Origin of the sequence: Pontibacter sp. 13R65, from assembly GCF_047525655.1 — a bacterium.
Lineage (GTDB): Bacteria > Bacteroidota > Bacteroidia > Cytophagales > Hymenobacteraceae > Pontibacter.
Genome location: NZ_JBLIQL010000009.1, coordinates 47275 through 63557, shown reverse-complemented (window position 1 = coordinate 63557; position 16283 = coordinate 47275). Strand labels below are relative to the sequence as shown.

The 16283-nt window shown below is 46.9% G+C and carries 13 protein-coding genes; 7 read left to right on the top strand and 6 right to left on the bottom strand.

Annotated features, from left to right (window positions below):
- Positions 1-57: 57 nt before the first annotated feature.
- From pncA to ACMA1I_RS12655, 3 genes are all read left to right on the top strand, one after another.
- Positions 58-669, top strand: coding sequence for a bifunctional nicotinamidase/pyrazinamidase (pncA, locus tag ACMA1I_RS12665; RefSeq protein WP_337068721.1), 612 nt, complete (start codon positions 58-60; stop codon positions 667-669).
- Positions 670-773: 104 nt separating this feature from the next.
- Complete coding sequence (locus ACMA1I_RS12660) at positions 774-1028, top strand: hypothetical protein (protein WP_337068720.1); 255 nt, start codon at positions 774-776, stop codon at positions 1026-1028.
- A 413-nt stretch (positions 1029-1441) separates the two neighbouring features.
- On the top strand, positions 1442-3769 hold the full coding sequence (locus tag ACMA1I_RS12655) for a TonB-dependent receptor (RefSeq protein ID WP_337068719.1): 2328 nt from the start codon (positions 1442-1444) through the stop codon (positions 3767-3769).
- Positions 3770-4322: 553 nt separating this feature from the next.
- Here ACMA1I_RS12655 and mce read toward each other — a convergent pair.
- Complete coding sequence (mce, locus tag ACMA1I_RS12650) at positions 4323-4733, bottom strand: methylmalonyl-CoA epimerase (RefSeq protein WP_337068718.1); 411 nt, start codon at positions 4731-4733, stop codon at positions 4323-4325.
- Positions 4734-4849: 116 nt separating this feature from the next.
- Between mce and ACMA1I_RS12645 the strand changes: the two genes are divergently transcribed.
- From ACMA1I_RS12645 to ACMA1I_RS12630, 4 genes are all read left to right on the top strand, one after another.
- Positions 4850-6064, top strand: a complete 1215-nt coding sequence (locus ACMA1I_RS12645; protein WP_337068717.1) for an IscS subfamily cysteine desulfurase — start codon at positions 4850-4852, stop codon at positions 6062-6064.
- A 157-nt stretch (positions 6065-6221) separates the two neighbouring features.
- Positions 6222-6635, top strand: a complete 414-nt coding sequence (iscU, locus tag ACMA1I_RS12640; RefSeq protein ID WP_337068716.1) for a Fe-S cluster assembly scaffold IscU — start codon at positions 6222-6224, stop codon at positions 6633-6635.
- Positions 6636-6653: 18 nt separating this feature from the next.
- The gene (locus ACMA1I_RS12635; protein WP_337068715.1) at positions 6654-7061 is read left to right on the top strand and encodes a hypothetical protein; all 408 of its coding nucleotides are present in this window, start codon (positions 6654-6656) and stop codon (positions 7059-7061) included.
- 12 nt (positions 7062-7073) lie between these two features.
- Positions 7074-7400 carry an iron-sulfur cluster assembly accessory protein gene (locus ACMA1I_RS12630; protein ID WP_337068714.1) on the top strand — a complete coding sequence of 109 codons (327 nt, stop codon included), beginning with the start codon at positions 7074-7076 and terminating at the stop codon, positions 7398-7400.
- 547 nt (positions 7401-7947) lie between these two features.
- On the opposite strand, the gene ACMA1I_RS12625 is transcribed toward ACMA1I_RS12630, so the two are convergent.
- The 5 genes from ACMA1I_RS12625 to nuoK form a co-directional block, all read right to left on the bottom strand.
- Positions 7948-9840, bottom strand: a complete 1893-nt coding sequence (locus tag ACMA1I_RS12625) for an amidophosphoribosyltransferase (RefSeq protein WP_337068713.1) — start codon at positions 9838-9840, stop codon at positions 7948-7950.
- A gap of 7 nt (positions 9841-9847) precedes the next feature.
- Positions 9848-11362, bottom strand: coding sequence for an NADH-quinone oxidoreductase subunit N (locus ACMA1I_RS12620; RefSeq protein WP_337068712.1), 1515 nt, complete (start codon positions 11360-11362; stop codon positions 9848-9850).
- 6 nt (positions 11363-11368) lie between these two features.
- Positions 11369-13111 (bottom strand): NADH-quinone oxidoreductase subunit M, encoded by a 1743-nt coding sequence (locus tag ACMA1I_RS12615; RefSeq protein WP_337068711.1) that lies wholly within the window; start codon positions 13109-13111, stop codon positions 11369-11371.
- Between the two features lie 230 nt (positions 13112-13341).
- A complete protein-coding gene (gene nuoL / locus ACMA1I_RS12610; protein WP_337068710.1) occupies positions 13342-15528 on the bottom strand; it encodes an NADH-quinone oxidoreductase subunit L in 2187 nt (728 codons plus the stop codon).
- Positions 15529-15974: 446 nt separating this feature from the next.
- Complete coding sequence (gene nuoK / locus ACMA1I_RS12605; RefSeq protein ID WP_337068709.1) at positions 15975-16283, bottom strand: NADH-quinone oxidoreductase subunit NuoK; 309 nt, start codon at positions 16281-16283, stop codon at positions 15975-15977.

Here is a 16283-nt window from a genome sequence, read left to right as displayed (position 1 = left end):
CTTTTCTGAAGGTGCCAAGTAGGACAACTGATGCACCAGAACCACGAAACAGCAAACATGAAAGCATTACTTTTAATAGATATCCAAAACGACTTTTTACCGGATGGTGCGCTGGCAGTACCCGCAGGAGACCAGGTTATTTCTATTGCCAACCAGTTGCAGCAGCACTTCGACCTGGTAGTGGCGACACAAGACTGGCACCCCGCCAACCACAAAAGCTTTGCCTCGCAGCACGCTGGAAAAAATGTGTTTGATGTTATACAACTACAAGGGCTGGAGCAGGTGCTATGGCCCGACCATTGTGTGCAAGGCACAGCAGGAGCCGAGTTTTCTGAGGAATTGCAGCTGCACCAGGTGGAGGCTATTTTCCGAAAAGGCATGGTACCAGGTGTAGACAGCTACAGCGGCTTCTACGACAACGGCCACTTAAAAAGCACCGGCCTCACCGACTACCTCCGTGGCAAAGAGGTGCAGGAGGTGTATGTAGCTGGCCTCGCCGGCGATTACTGCGTGTATTTCACAGCCAAAGATGCCCTGCAAGAAGGTTTCCGGACTTTTGTGATTGAAGATGCCTGCCGACCTATTTCGCAGGAAGGTTTCGAAAGAGCAAAAGCGGACATAGTAGCCAAAGGCGGTAAAGTGGTGCAAAGTACTGCCATCGTATCGTAAGTCAAAAGACCTGTGATAGCACATTCATCATCAGGTTCAAGCACAAGCAGTCAATAATGTAGTCCTGCCCTTTAAGGAAATTTTAGCCAGAAAGCTCCGGAAGGGTGTTTTCATTAGAAGAATTTAGCCGAGCAAAAGCTGCTTCATCATTTAAAAAGGTATTGCGGCAGGAGGTTACAGAGCAAACAAGGCAGCCAGGTGCACTTATTGAGCCGGCACTGTTGGGGGTAGGGGCCCTCGATAAAGAGCGTTCAGCAAGTGGGGGTGCAGGGGCCTTCTATTTGGCGCGTCTTGTTTTATTTGATTCTTTTTATATCAAAACCATAGCCGTCAGACTAAACTTTAAGGATTTAATATAATACTGTAAAAGGCTTGTCAAAAGAATTTTTCCGAGTCATTCTGAGCCTGTCGAAGAAACTAATTATTAGTAGCAATGGCATGACGAGTGTAGCAGGAAATGCCTTATCAGTCTTTTTGTACACTATAGATCCTTCGGCAAACTCAGGATGACTATTTACAATATCTGTAGCCTTGCGGCTTTTGTATCAGAACAAAGACTTAGGCTATGAAACAAGCAGCTACAGCTATTATTATAATAAAACAGCTATGCAAACTTGAACTTCAAAGCCAGTAGCCGTTGCTGAAGGTTCTGGCCCACAAGATCCTTTCAGGTTGACAAAAAGTGGAGCAGTAGAAGTAAAAAATTAGTTGCTACCGCACAAGGTTATACTTAAATTACCAGAAAAAGGCATTTCGCTATCACCACATCTATATGCAGAAACCACTACTTCTCCTTGCCATACTTTTGTCATCGCTTCAACTCCTGGCGCAGCCAACACAAACTATAAGAGGTACGGTGCGGGAACAGCTATCGGCTTCTCCCCTACCTGCAGCCACAGTTACGGTTACTTCGCTGCCATCGCCGCAGGGCACTACCACCGATGCTGCTGGTCAATTTCTGCTGCCAGCGGTGCCGGTTGGCCGACACACCCTGCAAATCTCTTACCTCGGCTACCAGGATATGGTGGTGCAGGTGCTGCATATTGCCGGAAAAGAAACCGTGCTGGATATCAGGCTGGAAGAAACGGCCCGTCAACTGCCGGAGCTAACGGTAAGCACTGGTGAACAGATAGATCTGCAGGAAATTAACTCCCGCACCATTACCATGGAGCAGACGCAGCGCTATGCTGCCACTTTTTACGATCCGGCTCGTTTGGCCGCTTCTTTCCCGGGAGTTGTAACGGCAAACGATCAGGCGAATCACATCAGCGTGCGCGGCAACAGCCCTAACAGCCTGCTCTGGCGCCTCGAGGGCCTGGACATTGTAAACCCAAACCACCTCACCAATGCCGGCACCGCCTCCGACAGACCAACCCAAAACGGCGGTGGCGTTAACATCCTCAGCACGCAGCTACTGGCTAACTCGCGGTTCCTGAATGGCGCTTTTCCGGCTGGTTACGGCAATGCGCTGAGCGGCGTGTTCGATATGCGCCTCCGGAAAGGTAACAATCAGAAGCGCGAGAACACCTTTCAGCTCAGCCTGATCGGGATTGACCTGGCCACTGAAGGTCCCATTGCCAAAGGGTATGAAGGCTCGTACCTTGTGAACTACCGCTACTCTACCATTGGCTTGCTGGGTGCTATAGGCGTTCCGCTTGGCGACGAAGAAATAAATTTTCAGGATTTGTCTTTTAATGTATCGCTGCCCACTAAAAAGGCAGGCGACTTTACTATTTTCGGGATGGGCGGTAAAAGCATTACTCGCTTTGAGGCACAACGAGACATTACCCAATGGATTTACCAGAAAGACCGCAACGACATAGACTTTTACAACGACATGGGCGCGCTGGGCATTACACACCAAATCAAGCTCTCCCCTAGCTTCTCTATCAGGTCGGCCTACGCACTGTCGGGTTTAACAACTGGCAGAAAAGGTGAATATCTTTTCAATGATTTTGCAAAACAGGAAATTGAGTTTGATCAGATTAATACCCAACGCCACTCCTTCCACACCTACGGCAGCCTTCGAGCAGGCAGGCATTTGTTTCAGCCGGGTATTACTACTAATCATATCTTCTTCAGCAACCGCAGCTACGAACGGCCAACCGATATTAGCGGGATTATCCTTAACTATAATGAAGGCAGCCTGAGCGGACTGTTGCTGCAGCCTTACCTGAACGGCTATTATTTTCTGTCGCAGGCGCTGACGCTGAACTATGGGCTTCACTACAGCAGCTTCTCCTTCAACAACATCTCGTCGCTTGAACCGCGCGCCTCACTTAAATGGAGCTATCGACAGGATCAGAACCTCAGCTTTGCCTACGGCCGGCACAGCCAATTGCCAAGTTTCCAGTCGCTGACCTTAGCCAGCAATCGTCACCTCGATTTTCTGAAAGCAGACCATTACACACTGGAGCAGAACACGGCTTTTAGGGAACAGTACCTGTTGAAAACGGCTTTGTACTGGCAGGAGCTGCACAACGTGCCTATTAGTAGCAACAGTGCCTCCACCTACAGCTCTCTGAACCAGCTGGAGTTTTTTGTGCCCGAGCAACTAGTAAACCAGGGCAAAGGCCGAAACTATGGCGTGGAGGTATCGGCGGAGCGGTTACTGGACAAAGGCTTTTATGCGCTGGCAACCGGTAGCGTGTACAACTCGCTTTACCAGAACATGGACCATACCTGGCGCGACACCCAATTTAACGGCAACTACACCTTTACCCTCACCACCGGCAAAGAGTTTGGCCAGAAACAGAAAAGAGATGCTTCCAGAAGCTTTAACGTAAATGCCCGCGTGCTGTGGCTGGGAGGACTGCGGCAGACACCTATTGATGTGGCTCGTTCCGAGGCAGCTGGTAGAACTGTCTATCAGGAGAGCCTTGCCTTCACCGAAAAAATGCCTGACTATTTCCGCCTCGACACCCGCATCAGCTTCCGTAAAAATAAACAGGGCTACACCCGCACCATCTCCCTTGATCTGCAGAACACCACCAACCAGAAGAACCTGGCCTATACCTACTACGACACCAACAAAAAGGAACTGGTAAAGAAATACCAGCTCACCCTGATTCCGTTTGCAAGTTACCGACTTGAGTTTTAACCAAGCTGTGTTAAATTATTCTAATGAAATAGGTCTTCCGGAGGCAAATCAGCTATTTTTAGTCTAGGGTTGATGAATAAGGCAGCTAGGCTGTAAGTATAAGATGTCCTTGGTGGTTTTTCATAGAAACTGCTTTGGAAGGCTGTTTTCATTAGAATAATTTGTTGTGCGGTAGCTAACATCTAAAATTGTATTGCGGCAAGAAGCTAAGAAGTAGACACCTTTGCCAGGTGCACTACTTGACGATTTTTTGTTTGAGCGTTCAGCGAGTGGGGGTGCAGGGGCCCCCTTTAGACAAAATCGTCTTGATTTTTTTGGTTCTTTTTGTATCAAGACAAAAAGAACAAAGACTTAGGCAATGAAATAACTTCAAGTAGCTATTACAGCAAGAAAAGAAGCTATGCGAACTTAAACTTAAAGGCGCTTAGCGCAGCTTTCGCATATCGCCCACAAGATCCTTTCTGGATGACAATGGGTGGGGTAAAAATGAATAAGGTAAAAAGTTGCTTCTAAGAATCACCCTACACTTAAAAATAACCTGAAAGAGAAAAAGCTACTCCTCCCCTCTTATCTCCTGCGTTAACTCCACCAGCACACCATTAGCGCTTTTCGGGTGCACAAAACAAACCAGTTTATTGTCGGCTCCTTTTTTAGGAATTTCACTTAGCAGCACGAAACCTTCCTGCTTCAGGCGCGCCATTTCCGCTACAATATCTTCTACTTCAAAGGCAATATGATGAATACCTTCGCCTTTTTTCTGAATAAATTTTGCGATGGCACTATCGGGGGAGGTTGCCTCCAGTAGTTCGATCTTGGCCTCTCCAACCTTGAAAAAAGACGTGTTTACGCCCTCAGATTCCACAGACTCTGTTTTATAAGGCTCTGCGCCAAGTAGCTTGCAGTATAATTTATTGGCTTCACTAAAATTACTGACAGCTATACCGATATGCTCCAGATTCTTCATTTTAATTGGAATTAGTCTTATTATCCTTTTTTTACTAAATTTGCCCTAAATCTAAAACTAATATTTTCTTTCCGCTGTTATTTTAGCAGTCACATAATAAGAACAAAATCAGTGCTATGCTAACACTACCTATATACCTTGATAATAACGCCACTACACCGCTAGATCCGCGTGTACTGGATGCTATGCTGCCGTACATGACCAAAATGTTCGGAAACGCTGCCTCCCGTAACCACGCTTTTGGCTGGCAGGCAGAAGAAGCCGTTGATTATGCCCGTGAGCAAATCGCATCACTTATCAACTGCTCTCCTAAAGAAATTATTTTTACTTCTGGTGCTACAGAATCCGACAACCTGGCTATAAAAGGTGTGTTTGAAATGTATGCCTCTAAAGGAAATCATATTATTACAGCCACTACCGAGCACAAAGCGGTGCTTGATACCTGCAAGCATATCGAGAAGCTGGGCGGAAAGGTTACATACCTGAAAGTTAACGAAGAAGGACTCATCGACCTGCAGGAACTGGAAGCAGCTATCACGGACAAGACTATCCTTATTTCGCTCATGTATGCCAACAACGAGGTTGGTGTTATCCAGCCGGTTCGTGAAATCTCCAGAATTGCCAAAAAGCACGGTGTTCTGTTCTTTACAGATGGCACACAGGCTGTAGGCAAAATACCAGTAGATGTAGAGGCAGATGGCATCGACATCATGGCTTTCTCTGCACACAAAATGTATGGTCCTAAAGGCGTAGGTGCGATGTATGTACGTCGTAAAAACCCACGTGTAAAAGTAACTGCCCAGATGGACGGTGGTGGCCACGAGCGCGGCATGCGTTCCGGTACACTTAACGTGCCTGGCATTGTTGGTTTAGGAAAAGCCTGCGAACTGGCAAAACAAGAGATGGAGTCTGATACAGCCCGTATCTCTGCCATGCGTGATCGCCTGGAAAAAGAGCTGTTAACCATCGAGGAGTCTTATGTAAACGGATCGCGCGAGCACCGTCTGCCACACGTAAGCAACATTTCCTTTAAATATGTAGAAGGCGAAGGCCTGATGATGGGTGTGAAAGACCTGGCTGTTTCTTCCGGATCTGCCTGTACTTCAGCTTCATTGGAACCATCTTACGTATTAAAAGCATTAGGACTTAGTGACGACCTGGCACACTCTTCGCTGCGTTTCGGCCTGAGCCGCTTCACAACCGACGAAGAAGTAGATTACGCTATCAATCACGTAAAAGAGGCTGTGTCTAAACTTCGTGAAATGTCTCCGCTGTGGGAAATGTTCAAAGAAGGTATCGACCTGAACTCTATTGAGTGGGCAGAACACTAGGAAATTGATTAAAAATTAGAAAATATGGTTAGGGTTCTTTAGAACTGTCAACTATAATAAATTAATTCTGGTTTTTAATTCTGAACTTTAAAAAACGACCTATATTAGATTAATTTCTAATTTTGAATTTATAATTTTTAATAAAAAAATAGAAGCTATGGCTTATTCAGATAAAGTTATCGATCATTACAGCAACCCACGTAACGTAGGCACGCTGGACAAAGCAAAATCAAACGTTGGTACTGGTTTAGTAGGTGCTCCTGAGTGTGGCGACGTAATGCGTCTTCAGATTGAGGTAGACGAGAACCAAGTAATTACAGACGCCAAGTTCAAAACTTTCGGTTGTGGTTCTGCTATTGCGTCTTCTTCGCTGGCTACAGAATGGCTGAAAGGAAAAACAGTAGACGAGGCATTAGCCATTGACAACATGGACATTGTAGAAGAACTGGCTTTACCGCCTGTTAAAATTCACTGCTCTGTTCTGGCCGAAGATGCTATTAAATCTGCGATCAACGATTACCGCGTAAAGAATGGTCTTCCGGCTTTAGAGCTGGCTAGTTCACATCACTAAGAAGCACAGGACTCACAGATGGAGTCAACTACTGATGTACATCTAAAAAGTGTGCGCCTTCAAAAGCAGATTGAAAACCACTTAGGAATGAGTGGTGGCAATCTGCTTTTTGAATTCAGGCAGATCGATAATAAAACCCGGTTAGACCTGATTACCGTTAACCCGCGCCACAACCAGTCGTTCCTGCTCCACTCCGAAACAGGCTACGACCGATTGGACGCCCTGCGCAAGATGCTGACTTATGTGCAGCGCTACCGCGACCACGAAAGCTCGTATACCATACAATGGATGGCCCGGCACGATAAAGAGCTGAACACCTCTTACTTCAGAGCCAGGCATATGTACGAGGCACTTGATAAACTTTACTTTGGCCGAGACATGAACACGATTACAGTTTTTAGCGTTGTGCTCAACCCTGTCTCATAGACGATAAATAGTATGATAACAGTATCAGATAAAGCAAAAGAGAAAGTTGTAAAGCTGAAGCAGGATGCTCAGCTAGACGACACCTTCCGCTTGCGCGCTTCTGTAGCAGGCGGTGGCTGCTCCGGCCTGTCCTACAACCTCGATTTTGACGACGAGGTAAAACCAATGGATCAGGAGTTTGAAGATAAAGGCGTAAAAGTAGTGGTTGACATGAAAAGCTTTCTTTACCTGGCCGGCACAGAGCTCGATTTCTCTGACGGTTTGAACGGTAAAGGATTCTTCTTCAACAACCCGAACGCCACCCGCACCTGCGGTTGCGGCGATAGCTTCTCCGTTTAACAAGAAGAATTTAAATCACTTATAAAAAGCGAGGGGCACCTGAACTGGGTGCCCCTCGCTTTTTATTTTAAAGATAAACATATTACTAGCTTCCCCTACCGCATATTTTGGTGCAGTAGTAACAGGTGCTATATTACTTAGCATGTTTTCAACTTGCTAATTATTTATTATCCGGTATCATGCACTCCGGCAATTTGAGCTAAACCTGGAGCGGAAGACTACCGCGCTAAGTTTACACGATTTGGAAATTGATTACTCTCAAAAGACACCTTTAAATACTGTTTAGCCAAGCCCTGGAAGCTAAAACTACCCTTAGAGCAAATCGGACTGTTTTGCTTCTGAAGACCATTTTCATTAAAAAAATTTGAACCCAAAAGGTACAACAGATTTCGATGTTCTGTTAGAAGCTCTCTTTAGCTAACTTAATGGTTCTTTAAATAAAAAGAGGGCACTCACACGAGTACCCTCTTCCATAATATATTAAGTGATTTTGGTGATTTTCAAAGTGAGGTCACTCATCCACTCAATCATTCATTTAAAATTAAACCTAGTAAGCTCTTCCGCCTTTGTTTTCCACAAAGTTCATGAAAGCCCTGTTGACAACTTTAATACCACCTGGCGTTGGGTAATTACCTGTAAAATACCAGTCGCCGGTATGGTTCGGGCAAGCCTGGTGCAGATCCTCTATTCGCTGATAAATTACCTGCACATCTGCGTTCACATCTACTGCCCGTACAATTTCAGCAACTTTATCAGAAATTTGCTCTGGACTGAATGGGGCATAAAGCTCCTGAACGAAGTTAATTTTGCTAAATTCTGGTGTACCGGCAGCGGCCACACATTTATCATAAACTTCCTTCACTCTATCCACACCAGACTCCTTCACCAGTTCCAGCACAGCTCTGAAAGCCACAAATTCCTTCATTCTTGACATATCGATGCCATAGCAGTCAGGGTAGCGGATTTGCGGTGCACACGATACAATGATGATTTTTTTAGGCTCCAGCTTATCAAGCATTTTGATGATGCTCTTCTCTAGCGTGGTACCGCGGACAATGGAGTCATCGAGCACTACAATAGTGTCAATTCCTTTTTTAACTACTTCATAAGTAGTATCGTAAACGTGCGTTACCAAGTCATCGCGGCTGTCGTTGTCACTGATGAAGGTGCGAAGCTTAGCATCTTTGATAACCAGTTTTTCGGCACGTGGCTTAAACTGCAGAATTTCATCCAGCTGCTCTTCAGTAAGCTTCTGGTTCAGAATTGCCTTTTTACGATAATCGCGCAGGTGGCTCTCTATCCCTTTCATCATACCGATCCAGGAGGTTTCGGCAGTGTTTGGAATATAAGAGAAAACCGTATTCTTGAGATCGTAATTAATGGCTTCCAAAATCTGAGGACAAAGCAGCTTACCCATATTTTTGCGCTCTGTATAAATCTCCGGGTCATTGCCTCTGGAGAAATATATTCGCTCAAAGCTGCAGGAGGTTTTTTCTCTCTGTGGCAGAATTTCCTTCAAACCTACTTCCCCCCCTTTATCAATAATGAGGGCAGAGCCAGGCGTAATCTCCTTGATCTCGCTATACTCAATGTCAAAAGCAGTCTTGATAGCTGGTTTTTCAGAAGCTACCACTACAACTTCATCATCCATGTAGTAATAAGCAGGCCGGATACCATGTGGATCGCGTACTACAAAAGAAGCTCCGTAGCCAGTTAGACCAGCCATAGCGTATCCACCATCAAAATCGCGGCAAGAGCGCTTGAGCACTCGCTGCATGTCGAGGTGTTGCTCAATAAGCTGCGTTATTTCCTGGTTTGTATGATCTTTGGCTTTGTGAATATCAAACTGGCGCTGATTTTCCTCATCCAGAAAATGCCCGATTTTTTCAAGTACCGTGATAGTATCTGATTTGTGCTTTGGGTGCTGGCCAAGATCGATGAGCTTCTTAAACTGCTCATCCACGTTGGTCATGTTGAAGTTACCAGCCACTGCCAGGCTTCGGCTACGCCAGTTGTTTTCGCGCACCATCGGGTGACAGTTGTCTACACTGTTAATGCCATGTGTACCGTAGCGCAGGTGGCCCAGGTACACATCACCTAGGAACGGCATGTTTTCCCAAACCCAGCTCACATCTTTCACGCGGTCTGGCTGCTTCTCTTCCAAGGCAGAGTACTCCTGCCCTATCTTTTTGAAGATGTTATCAATTGCCCGGGTTTTTACAGAACGGAAACGGCTGATATATTCAATACCAGGCATCGCGTTTATTTTAATACTGGCAACTCCGGCTCCATCTTGTCCGCGGTTGTGCTGCTTTTGCATTAGCAGGTACAGCTTATTGATGCCATACATGGGAGTACCATACTTCTCCGCGTAATACTCAATTGGTTTTCTGAGCCTGATTAGGGCAATACCACACTCGTGCTTAATAGAATCGCTCATATAATCTTTAACGTACCGTTGTTAACAGTTTCTCAATCCAGGTTAGCAGCAGGTCAGGCTTAAAAAAGAAGACCAGCAGTGGCAAAGCAAAGAGAGCCAGCAGCAACTTATCCGACAGTGAAATAACTAAATTTTTGTCTGTATAATTCCCTTTGAAGAAAAGGTAAAAAGGTATCTTGATATAATAGAATAATGCCACCCCCGTGAGCAGAATTCCTACTACCAGCAAGGCCAGTAACATTTTGTTTTGGCTAAGGCCGTACGCCTCCCAGAGGTTAGAGAAAACAAGCAATTTGCCCATGAACCCAGCCAATGGCGGCAAACCTGTAAGCGATATAAAAAACAGCAACGCCATTACTCCAATGTAAGGATAAGCCCGCCCCAAGCCAGCGAAATCTGAGAGACGCTCTATCCTGAAATCGTCTTCGGCCATTTGCATAAACAGGAAAACGCCAAAGTTCATGAAGAGCAGCACGGTAAGGTAAAACAGAATGCTGTTAGTATAGTTTGTGCCAAAAGCCAGCAAACCAGCCAATAGGAAACCGGCATGCGAAACAGAGGAAAAAGCCATCAGCCTGCGTGCCGTTTGCTGCCAGATTGCCGTAAAATTACCAACAGCCAAGGTAGCCAAGGCAGCAACACCCAGAAACAGTTGCACATCAGCAAAGGCTGTTGCATTAGCAGGATCTGAAAAGGCAGCCACAAACCGAAGAATAACCACCATACCTGCCATTTTAGGACCAGTAGAAAACATGGCGACAACCGGCATAGGGGCGCCCTGGTAAATATCAGGCGTCCAGAAATGAAAAGGGGCAGCAGAGATTTTAAAAAAGAAGCCGGCAAAAACCAGAATGGCGGCTACGGTCACCATCAGCGGGCTGGCCTGCAGCAAGCTAAACCAAAAGTCACCGGAGGTATAGTTGAGGGAGCCGGTGAGGCCGTAAAAAAACGACATGCCATACAGCATAATGCCTGCCGACAGTGCTCCATATAGAATATACTTTAGGCCGGCCTCAATGGCACGTCCTTTTTCTTTCAGGGTAAGGGTAAGGATGTAGGAGGCAATTGAAACGGTTTCAATTGCCAGAAACACCATGAGCAGGTTTATAGACTTCGCCATCAGGTTTAGCCCCAGCACCAGCATGAGCAGGAACCCGTAATACTCCCCCTGCCCCTGTTGCCTACTCTCCAGTTGCTTGTTCTGCAGCGAGAGCAGAATTGTAAATATTCCAGCTGCGCTAAAAAGGATTCCGGCGTAACGCGCCAGGCCGTCGGATCGGAGCAGGTTTAAGAACTGTACACTCTCGGAAGTGTAGCCACCTAGTATTTGAATAAGCAAGGTGGCAAAGAAGGCCGTAAGAGCAAGCCAGGGCAGCAGCTTTTTAATTACCTGCGACCTAAAAAGGTCTAGGGTAACGAGCAGCAGGAAGAAGAACGCCAGCATGAGTTCGGGCAGCAATGAGCCAGCCCCCTCCAGGATAGCGTTGATAGATTGCGTTAAGAAAGCGCCCTGCTCGTTCACGTAAAGCTACAAAATGGATGATAAAATATGATTCAGCTGGTCCTGCCCATTTTGCAGCACCAATTCCGCAAATCCGGCAGCCGCCGTTCCTACCTTATCTAAAAGCAAGTGCGGAAAAATGCCGAACAGCAGCGCCAGCACTGCCAGCGGTACCAGCATAAGATACTCCCTGACGTTAAGGTCTGTGATAACAGCTTTTTCGCGGAGGTCTGGAAAAATCCAGAATTTACCAAAAAACATGCGTTGCAAGGCCCAAAGGTAATAAGCAGCAGCCAATAACAAACCAAAAACAGCTACCACTGTGAGCCAGCGAGGCAGCATGCCTGTTGCCTCTGGCGCACTAAAGCCACCTACCAGCACCAGCAGCTCGGCAATAAAACCTGAAAAACCAGGTAAGCCCAACGATGCAAAGAAAGAAATGACAACCAAAGTTGTATAAGCCGGCATCCGGTTAGCCAGCCCCCGGAAGTTCGGAATCATGCGGTTATGCACCCGATCGTAGATAACACCTACCACTAAAAAGAGCATAGCCGATATAAGACCGTGGCTGAACATCATGTAAATGGCACCGTTTACGCCCTCTGTCGTGAGCGAAGCCAGCCCCAGCAGTACAAAGCCCATATGCGATACCGAAGAATAGGCAATCAGCTTTTTCAGGTCGTTCATAGCCAGCGCGCAAAGTGCCCCATAAATAATCGAGAACACTCCCAAACCACCAATCAGCACCGAAAAATAAGCAGCACCATCAGGAAAGACAGGAAAAACAATTCGGATAAGCCCGTAACCACCCACTTTCAACAAGATGGCGGCCAGTAACACAGAAATAGGAGTTGGCGCTTCTACGTGGGCATCGGGTAGCCAGGTATGCACCGGCACTACCGGCACCTTAATAGCAAAACCGGCAAAGAGTAGCAGAAATGCAATAAAGCGCAGCGGCAGGTTCCAGAGCTCATGGCCGGAGAGTGTATGCAGCAGGCTATCGGGCACAAAGTTAGCGGCCTCCATCATAGCCGGAATGCTGAACGTGCGCACCAGGTCGCTGGCATGAATAGCATTGTCCTGCAGCATTTGCTGCACCTGCCCTATCACCTCGGCACCAACCGGCAGGCCATTCTGTACCAGCTTTAGTTGCCAGGCTGTAGCCTGTGGATCAATAACGGAAGTGTATAGCCCGATCATCACGATCAGGATGAAAAGAGAGCCTACAAGTGTGTAGATAAAGAACTTGATGGCCGCATATTCGCGTTTCGGTCCGCCCCATATCCCGATCAGGAAGTACATGGGCAACAGCATAAACTCGAAGAAAAGGTAAAACAGGAAAAAGTCGAGGGCCAGGAAACACCCCATCACACTGGTGAGCAGCAGTAGGTAGAGCAGAAAATAGCCTTTTATGTTTTTGTTGATGGTCCAGGATGAAATAACGCCAATTACCCCTACAATGCCTGTCAGGAGCACCATACTCACGCTAATACCATCTACCCCCAGAAAATACTCAATTTGGAAATGCCCCAGGTTGCCAAGCGAGAACGTTATCCAGCGTAGTTTTTCTACAAACTGATAACCTGTCTGGCCATTGGCAAAGGCGCTACCATCGAAACGAAGATACAGCCACACTGCCAGCCCCATTTGCAGGAGCGCCCCCAGCAGCGCCACGGCCTTAATTGGCTTTTGCAAGCGTCCTGGCATAACCAACACGACCAGCGCCGCCAGAAGAGGAGTAAATATTAAGCTACTTAAAATCAGACTCATCCAGTTGGTGAATTGTTGATTATGTATAAAGGCTAAGGTGCCAGAGCAGAAGCCAAAAACTGTTTATATGTTAGCTCGCTGATTTTTAGTCACCGGCTTAAATTATTTAAATAAAAATGGCCTTCCGGAGCTTAAAACTACTCTTTGGCCCTTAGGCTATGCCATGTAAGAAGGTGCCTTAGCGGAAATTCCCTTGATGCGACCTCTTTTTCAAGCCGCAAAATTAACTATCATTTCAGGACTATGTATAGTATTATCAAAATAAATCCGAAAAGAGAGTAAGCAAAGTATGACTGCACCTTCCCGTTCTGCAGCTTTCGGCCAAACAGCCCTGCTAACCGCGACAGAGCCCCCACCAGCCATACCACCCCATCTACCACCAGCCTGTCGAACCAGGCGGTCATTTTAGCCAGCACCACCAGTATAATACTGCCATTGTTCAGCAGGTAATCAATTACCCGCTTGTCGGTGCGGTACAGGGTGCGGGCCAGGTAAAGCGTAGGTTTTACAAAAGCTGTGCTGTAAAACTGGTCGAGGTAAAAGTGGTTATAAGAGAGTTTACCCAGAGCGCTCTGCGGTTCCTCCTGCAGTAACATCTCTTTTGTTTTATTTCGGTACTTAATCATGGCATAGCCACCTCCAGACACGCCCAATGCAACGGCCAACACCGCAAAAAGCACATGCGCCACATGGTTTGCTTTGTCCTGCTCCACCACGGCCTGCAGCAAACCATCTGCCAGCGGTTTGGCATTGGCAGCCAGCAAGTGTAGGTTAAGCCCCTGCATCAGCCAGCTTCCGACAAAATCGAGTGGGTTTAGAGAGAAAAATACGCCTAGCGACAATACCGCCAACAGTACAACCGGCAGCAGCATAACCAGCTCCACCTCCCTGCCAGCAGAAAAACGTAGAGAATTTACATCAAAGGGTAATCGGAACTCGCCAAAGAACATGAGCCACAGGTGGCGGCCCATGTAATAAGCTGTAAGCAACACCACGGCAAAACCGATGGCTGGTACCAGAAAATACAGAACATTGCCGTTGGCACTCATGGTTTGTGCCCAAGCCCAACTCCCCGCCAAAATTGCGTCTTTTGACAAAAAGCCTGAAAAGAGCGGTAAACCAACTAGCGCGGCAGCGGCCAAAGCATAGGTAAAAAATGTAAATGGCATTACTTTTCGTAAGCCGCCCATATTCTGGATATCCTGCGGATCGATGTCCTCCGGTTGATGCGTGTGGTGCAAGCCACGGTGCATGGCATGTATAATAATGCCAGCATTCAGAAACAGCGCTGCTTTAAAAAATGCATGCGTGGTTAGGTGGAAAAGTGAGGCATCGTGTGCGCCTGTCCCCATCCCCATCACCATATAGCCTAGTTGCGAGATGGTGGAGAAGGCCAGCACCGCTTTAATATCGTTTTGAGTAAGTGCTGCAATAGCCCCAAGCAGAGCCGTAATGGCTCCCACAACGGCGATCACTGTAAGCGCATCTACTGTAAAAAAGGCATAGCACCTGGCCAGCAGGTAAACGCCTGCCGCCACCATAGTTGCCGCGTGTATCAGCGACGATACAGGTGTAGGCCCCTGCATGGCATCCGGAAGCCACACCTGCAATGGAAACTGAGCCGATTTGCCCACACAACCCATAAACAAACCTAAACCGGCCAAGGTCAGCCACAGCGGGTCCAACTCCAGGTCCCAGGGCTGTCCGTGCAGCTGAAACGACGCTAGAAAGTTACCGCTGATCCAGCTGCCTTCGTTCACAAGGGTGCGCAGCGCCTCCAGATCGAAGGTGCGGAAGCAGGTGTAGAAAAAAAACAGCCCGAGCAGCAGACCAATATCGCCCACCCTGTTTACCAAAAATGCTTTTTTATTGGCAGCCACTGCTGCAGGCCTATCAAACCAGAAGCCTATCAGCAGGTAAGAGGAGAAGCCCACCAGTTCCCAGAACATAAACAGCAGCAGGAGGTTATCTACCAGCACAATACCCAGCATGCTGAAGGTGAACAGGCCAAGAAAGGCATAATAGCGACTGTAGCCTTCATCACCATGCATATAACCCACTGAGAAAAGCTGCACCAGGGTAGAGATAAAGGTCACAATCACCAGCATCAGCACCGTGAGATTATCGAGGAGAATACCGGCAGTGAAATTTGTAAAAGAAGCATTAAGCGCAGGAAGGCTAAACCACACCACCCGGCTATGAAAGGTGGTTGTGTTCCACGTGGCGGTGAACAGCCAAACCGATAAACCCAAGGCCAGGGCGGTAAAGGCAATGCCCAACCAATCGCCTTGGCGGGGCAGCCGCTTGCCAAAGAAGAAAAGGCTCAGAAAGGCAAGCAGGGGCAGCAAAAGCACTGCCAGCGCAAGCTTAGTTTCGGGTGTGCCAGCCAGAGGCTCTATAAGCGCGGAAAGCTCCAAGTTCTACTTCGACAGATTAATGTTTTACTTTATACAGCGCAAAAATGCTATAAATTGAAGCAGCCTGTATAGAGGGGGCAAAGTTAAGGATATTGCGCTTTTAATAACACAAATATTATATGTTCTATGGGAGGAGGCAAGAAATAAGAGGGTTCGCCAAACTAAAAACTAGAAATCATAAAGTAGAAATACTCAAAAATGCATTTTCCTGAACTTTATAAAAGCCTTTATAGCGCTTTAACTCACAAGTCTCTTATTTATGAGATACACTTCAAAGGTTTGGCTGGAAATATTTTGATAGAGTTTAGAATAAAGATCCTTAATCTGCAGCCTTAGCTTTAAATAGCTTTCACTTTATTTGGGAACTTGTCGTACCCTTGAGCCAAAATTAGGTTAATATGCTCCGGAAGGGAATTTTAATTAGAATAATTGAGCGTATGTAGCGGCTACTGCTCCCCTACCACTTCGTTTAGGTTAGCCGTATTAAAATGCTGATATACCCGCAGTACAATTGCCAATGCCACGGCAGATTCTGCGGCAGCAATTACCATTACGAAAAGAGCAAATAACTGCCCTTGCATCAGTTCCGGATCGTAGCGCGAGAAAGCGACCAGGTTTACATTGGCAGCATTAAAAATCAGTTCGATGCCCATTAGCACCACCACCGCGTGCCGCTTGGTAATAACAGCCCATATACCGAGGCTAAAAAGTACTGCCCCAAGCAGCAGCAGGTGCTCTAAAGGTATCTGCTCCAT

Coding starts and splice junctions, on each gene's coding strand:
- pncA (WP_337068721.1), top strand. CDS start 58: ATGAAAGCATTACTTTTAATAGATATCCAAAACGACTTTTTACCGGAT.
- ACMA1I_RS12655 (WP_337068719.1), top strand. CDS start 1,442: ATGCAGAAACCACTACTTCTCCTTGCCATACTTTTGTCATCGCTTCAA.
- mce (WP_337068718.1), bottom strand. CDS start 4,733: ATGAAGAATCTGGAGCATATCGGTATAGCTGTCAGTAATTTTAGTGAA.
- ACMA1I_RS12645 (WP_337068717.1), top strand. CDS start 4,850: ATGCTAACACTACCTATATACCTTGATAATAACGCCACTACACCGCTA.
- iscU (WP_337068716.1), top strand. CDS start 6,222: ATGGCTTATTCAGATAAAGTTATCGATCATTACAGCAACCCACGTAAC.
- ACMA1I_RS12635 (WP_337068715.1), top strand. CDS start 6,654: ATGGAGTCAACTACTGATGTACATCTAAAAAGTGTGCGCCTTCAAAAG.
- ACMA1I_RS12630 (WP_337068714.1), top strand. CDS start 7,074: ATGATAACAGTATCAGATAAAGCAAAAGAGAAAGTTGTAAAGCTGAAG.
- ACMA1I_RS12625 (WP_337068713.1), bottom strand. CDS start 9,840: ATGAGCGATTCTATTAAGCACGAGTGTGGTATTGCCCTAATCAGGCTC.
- ACMA1I_RS12615 (WP_337068711.1), bottom strand. CDS start 13,111: ATGAGTCTGATTTTAAGTAGCTTAATATTTACTCCTCTTCTGGCGGCG.
- nuoK (WP_337068709.1), bottom strand. CDS start 16,283: ATGGAGCAGATACCTTTAGAGCACCTGCTGCTGCTTGGGGCAGTACTT.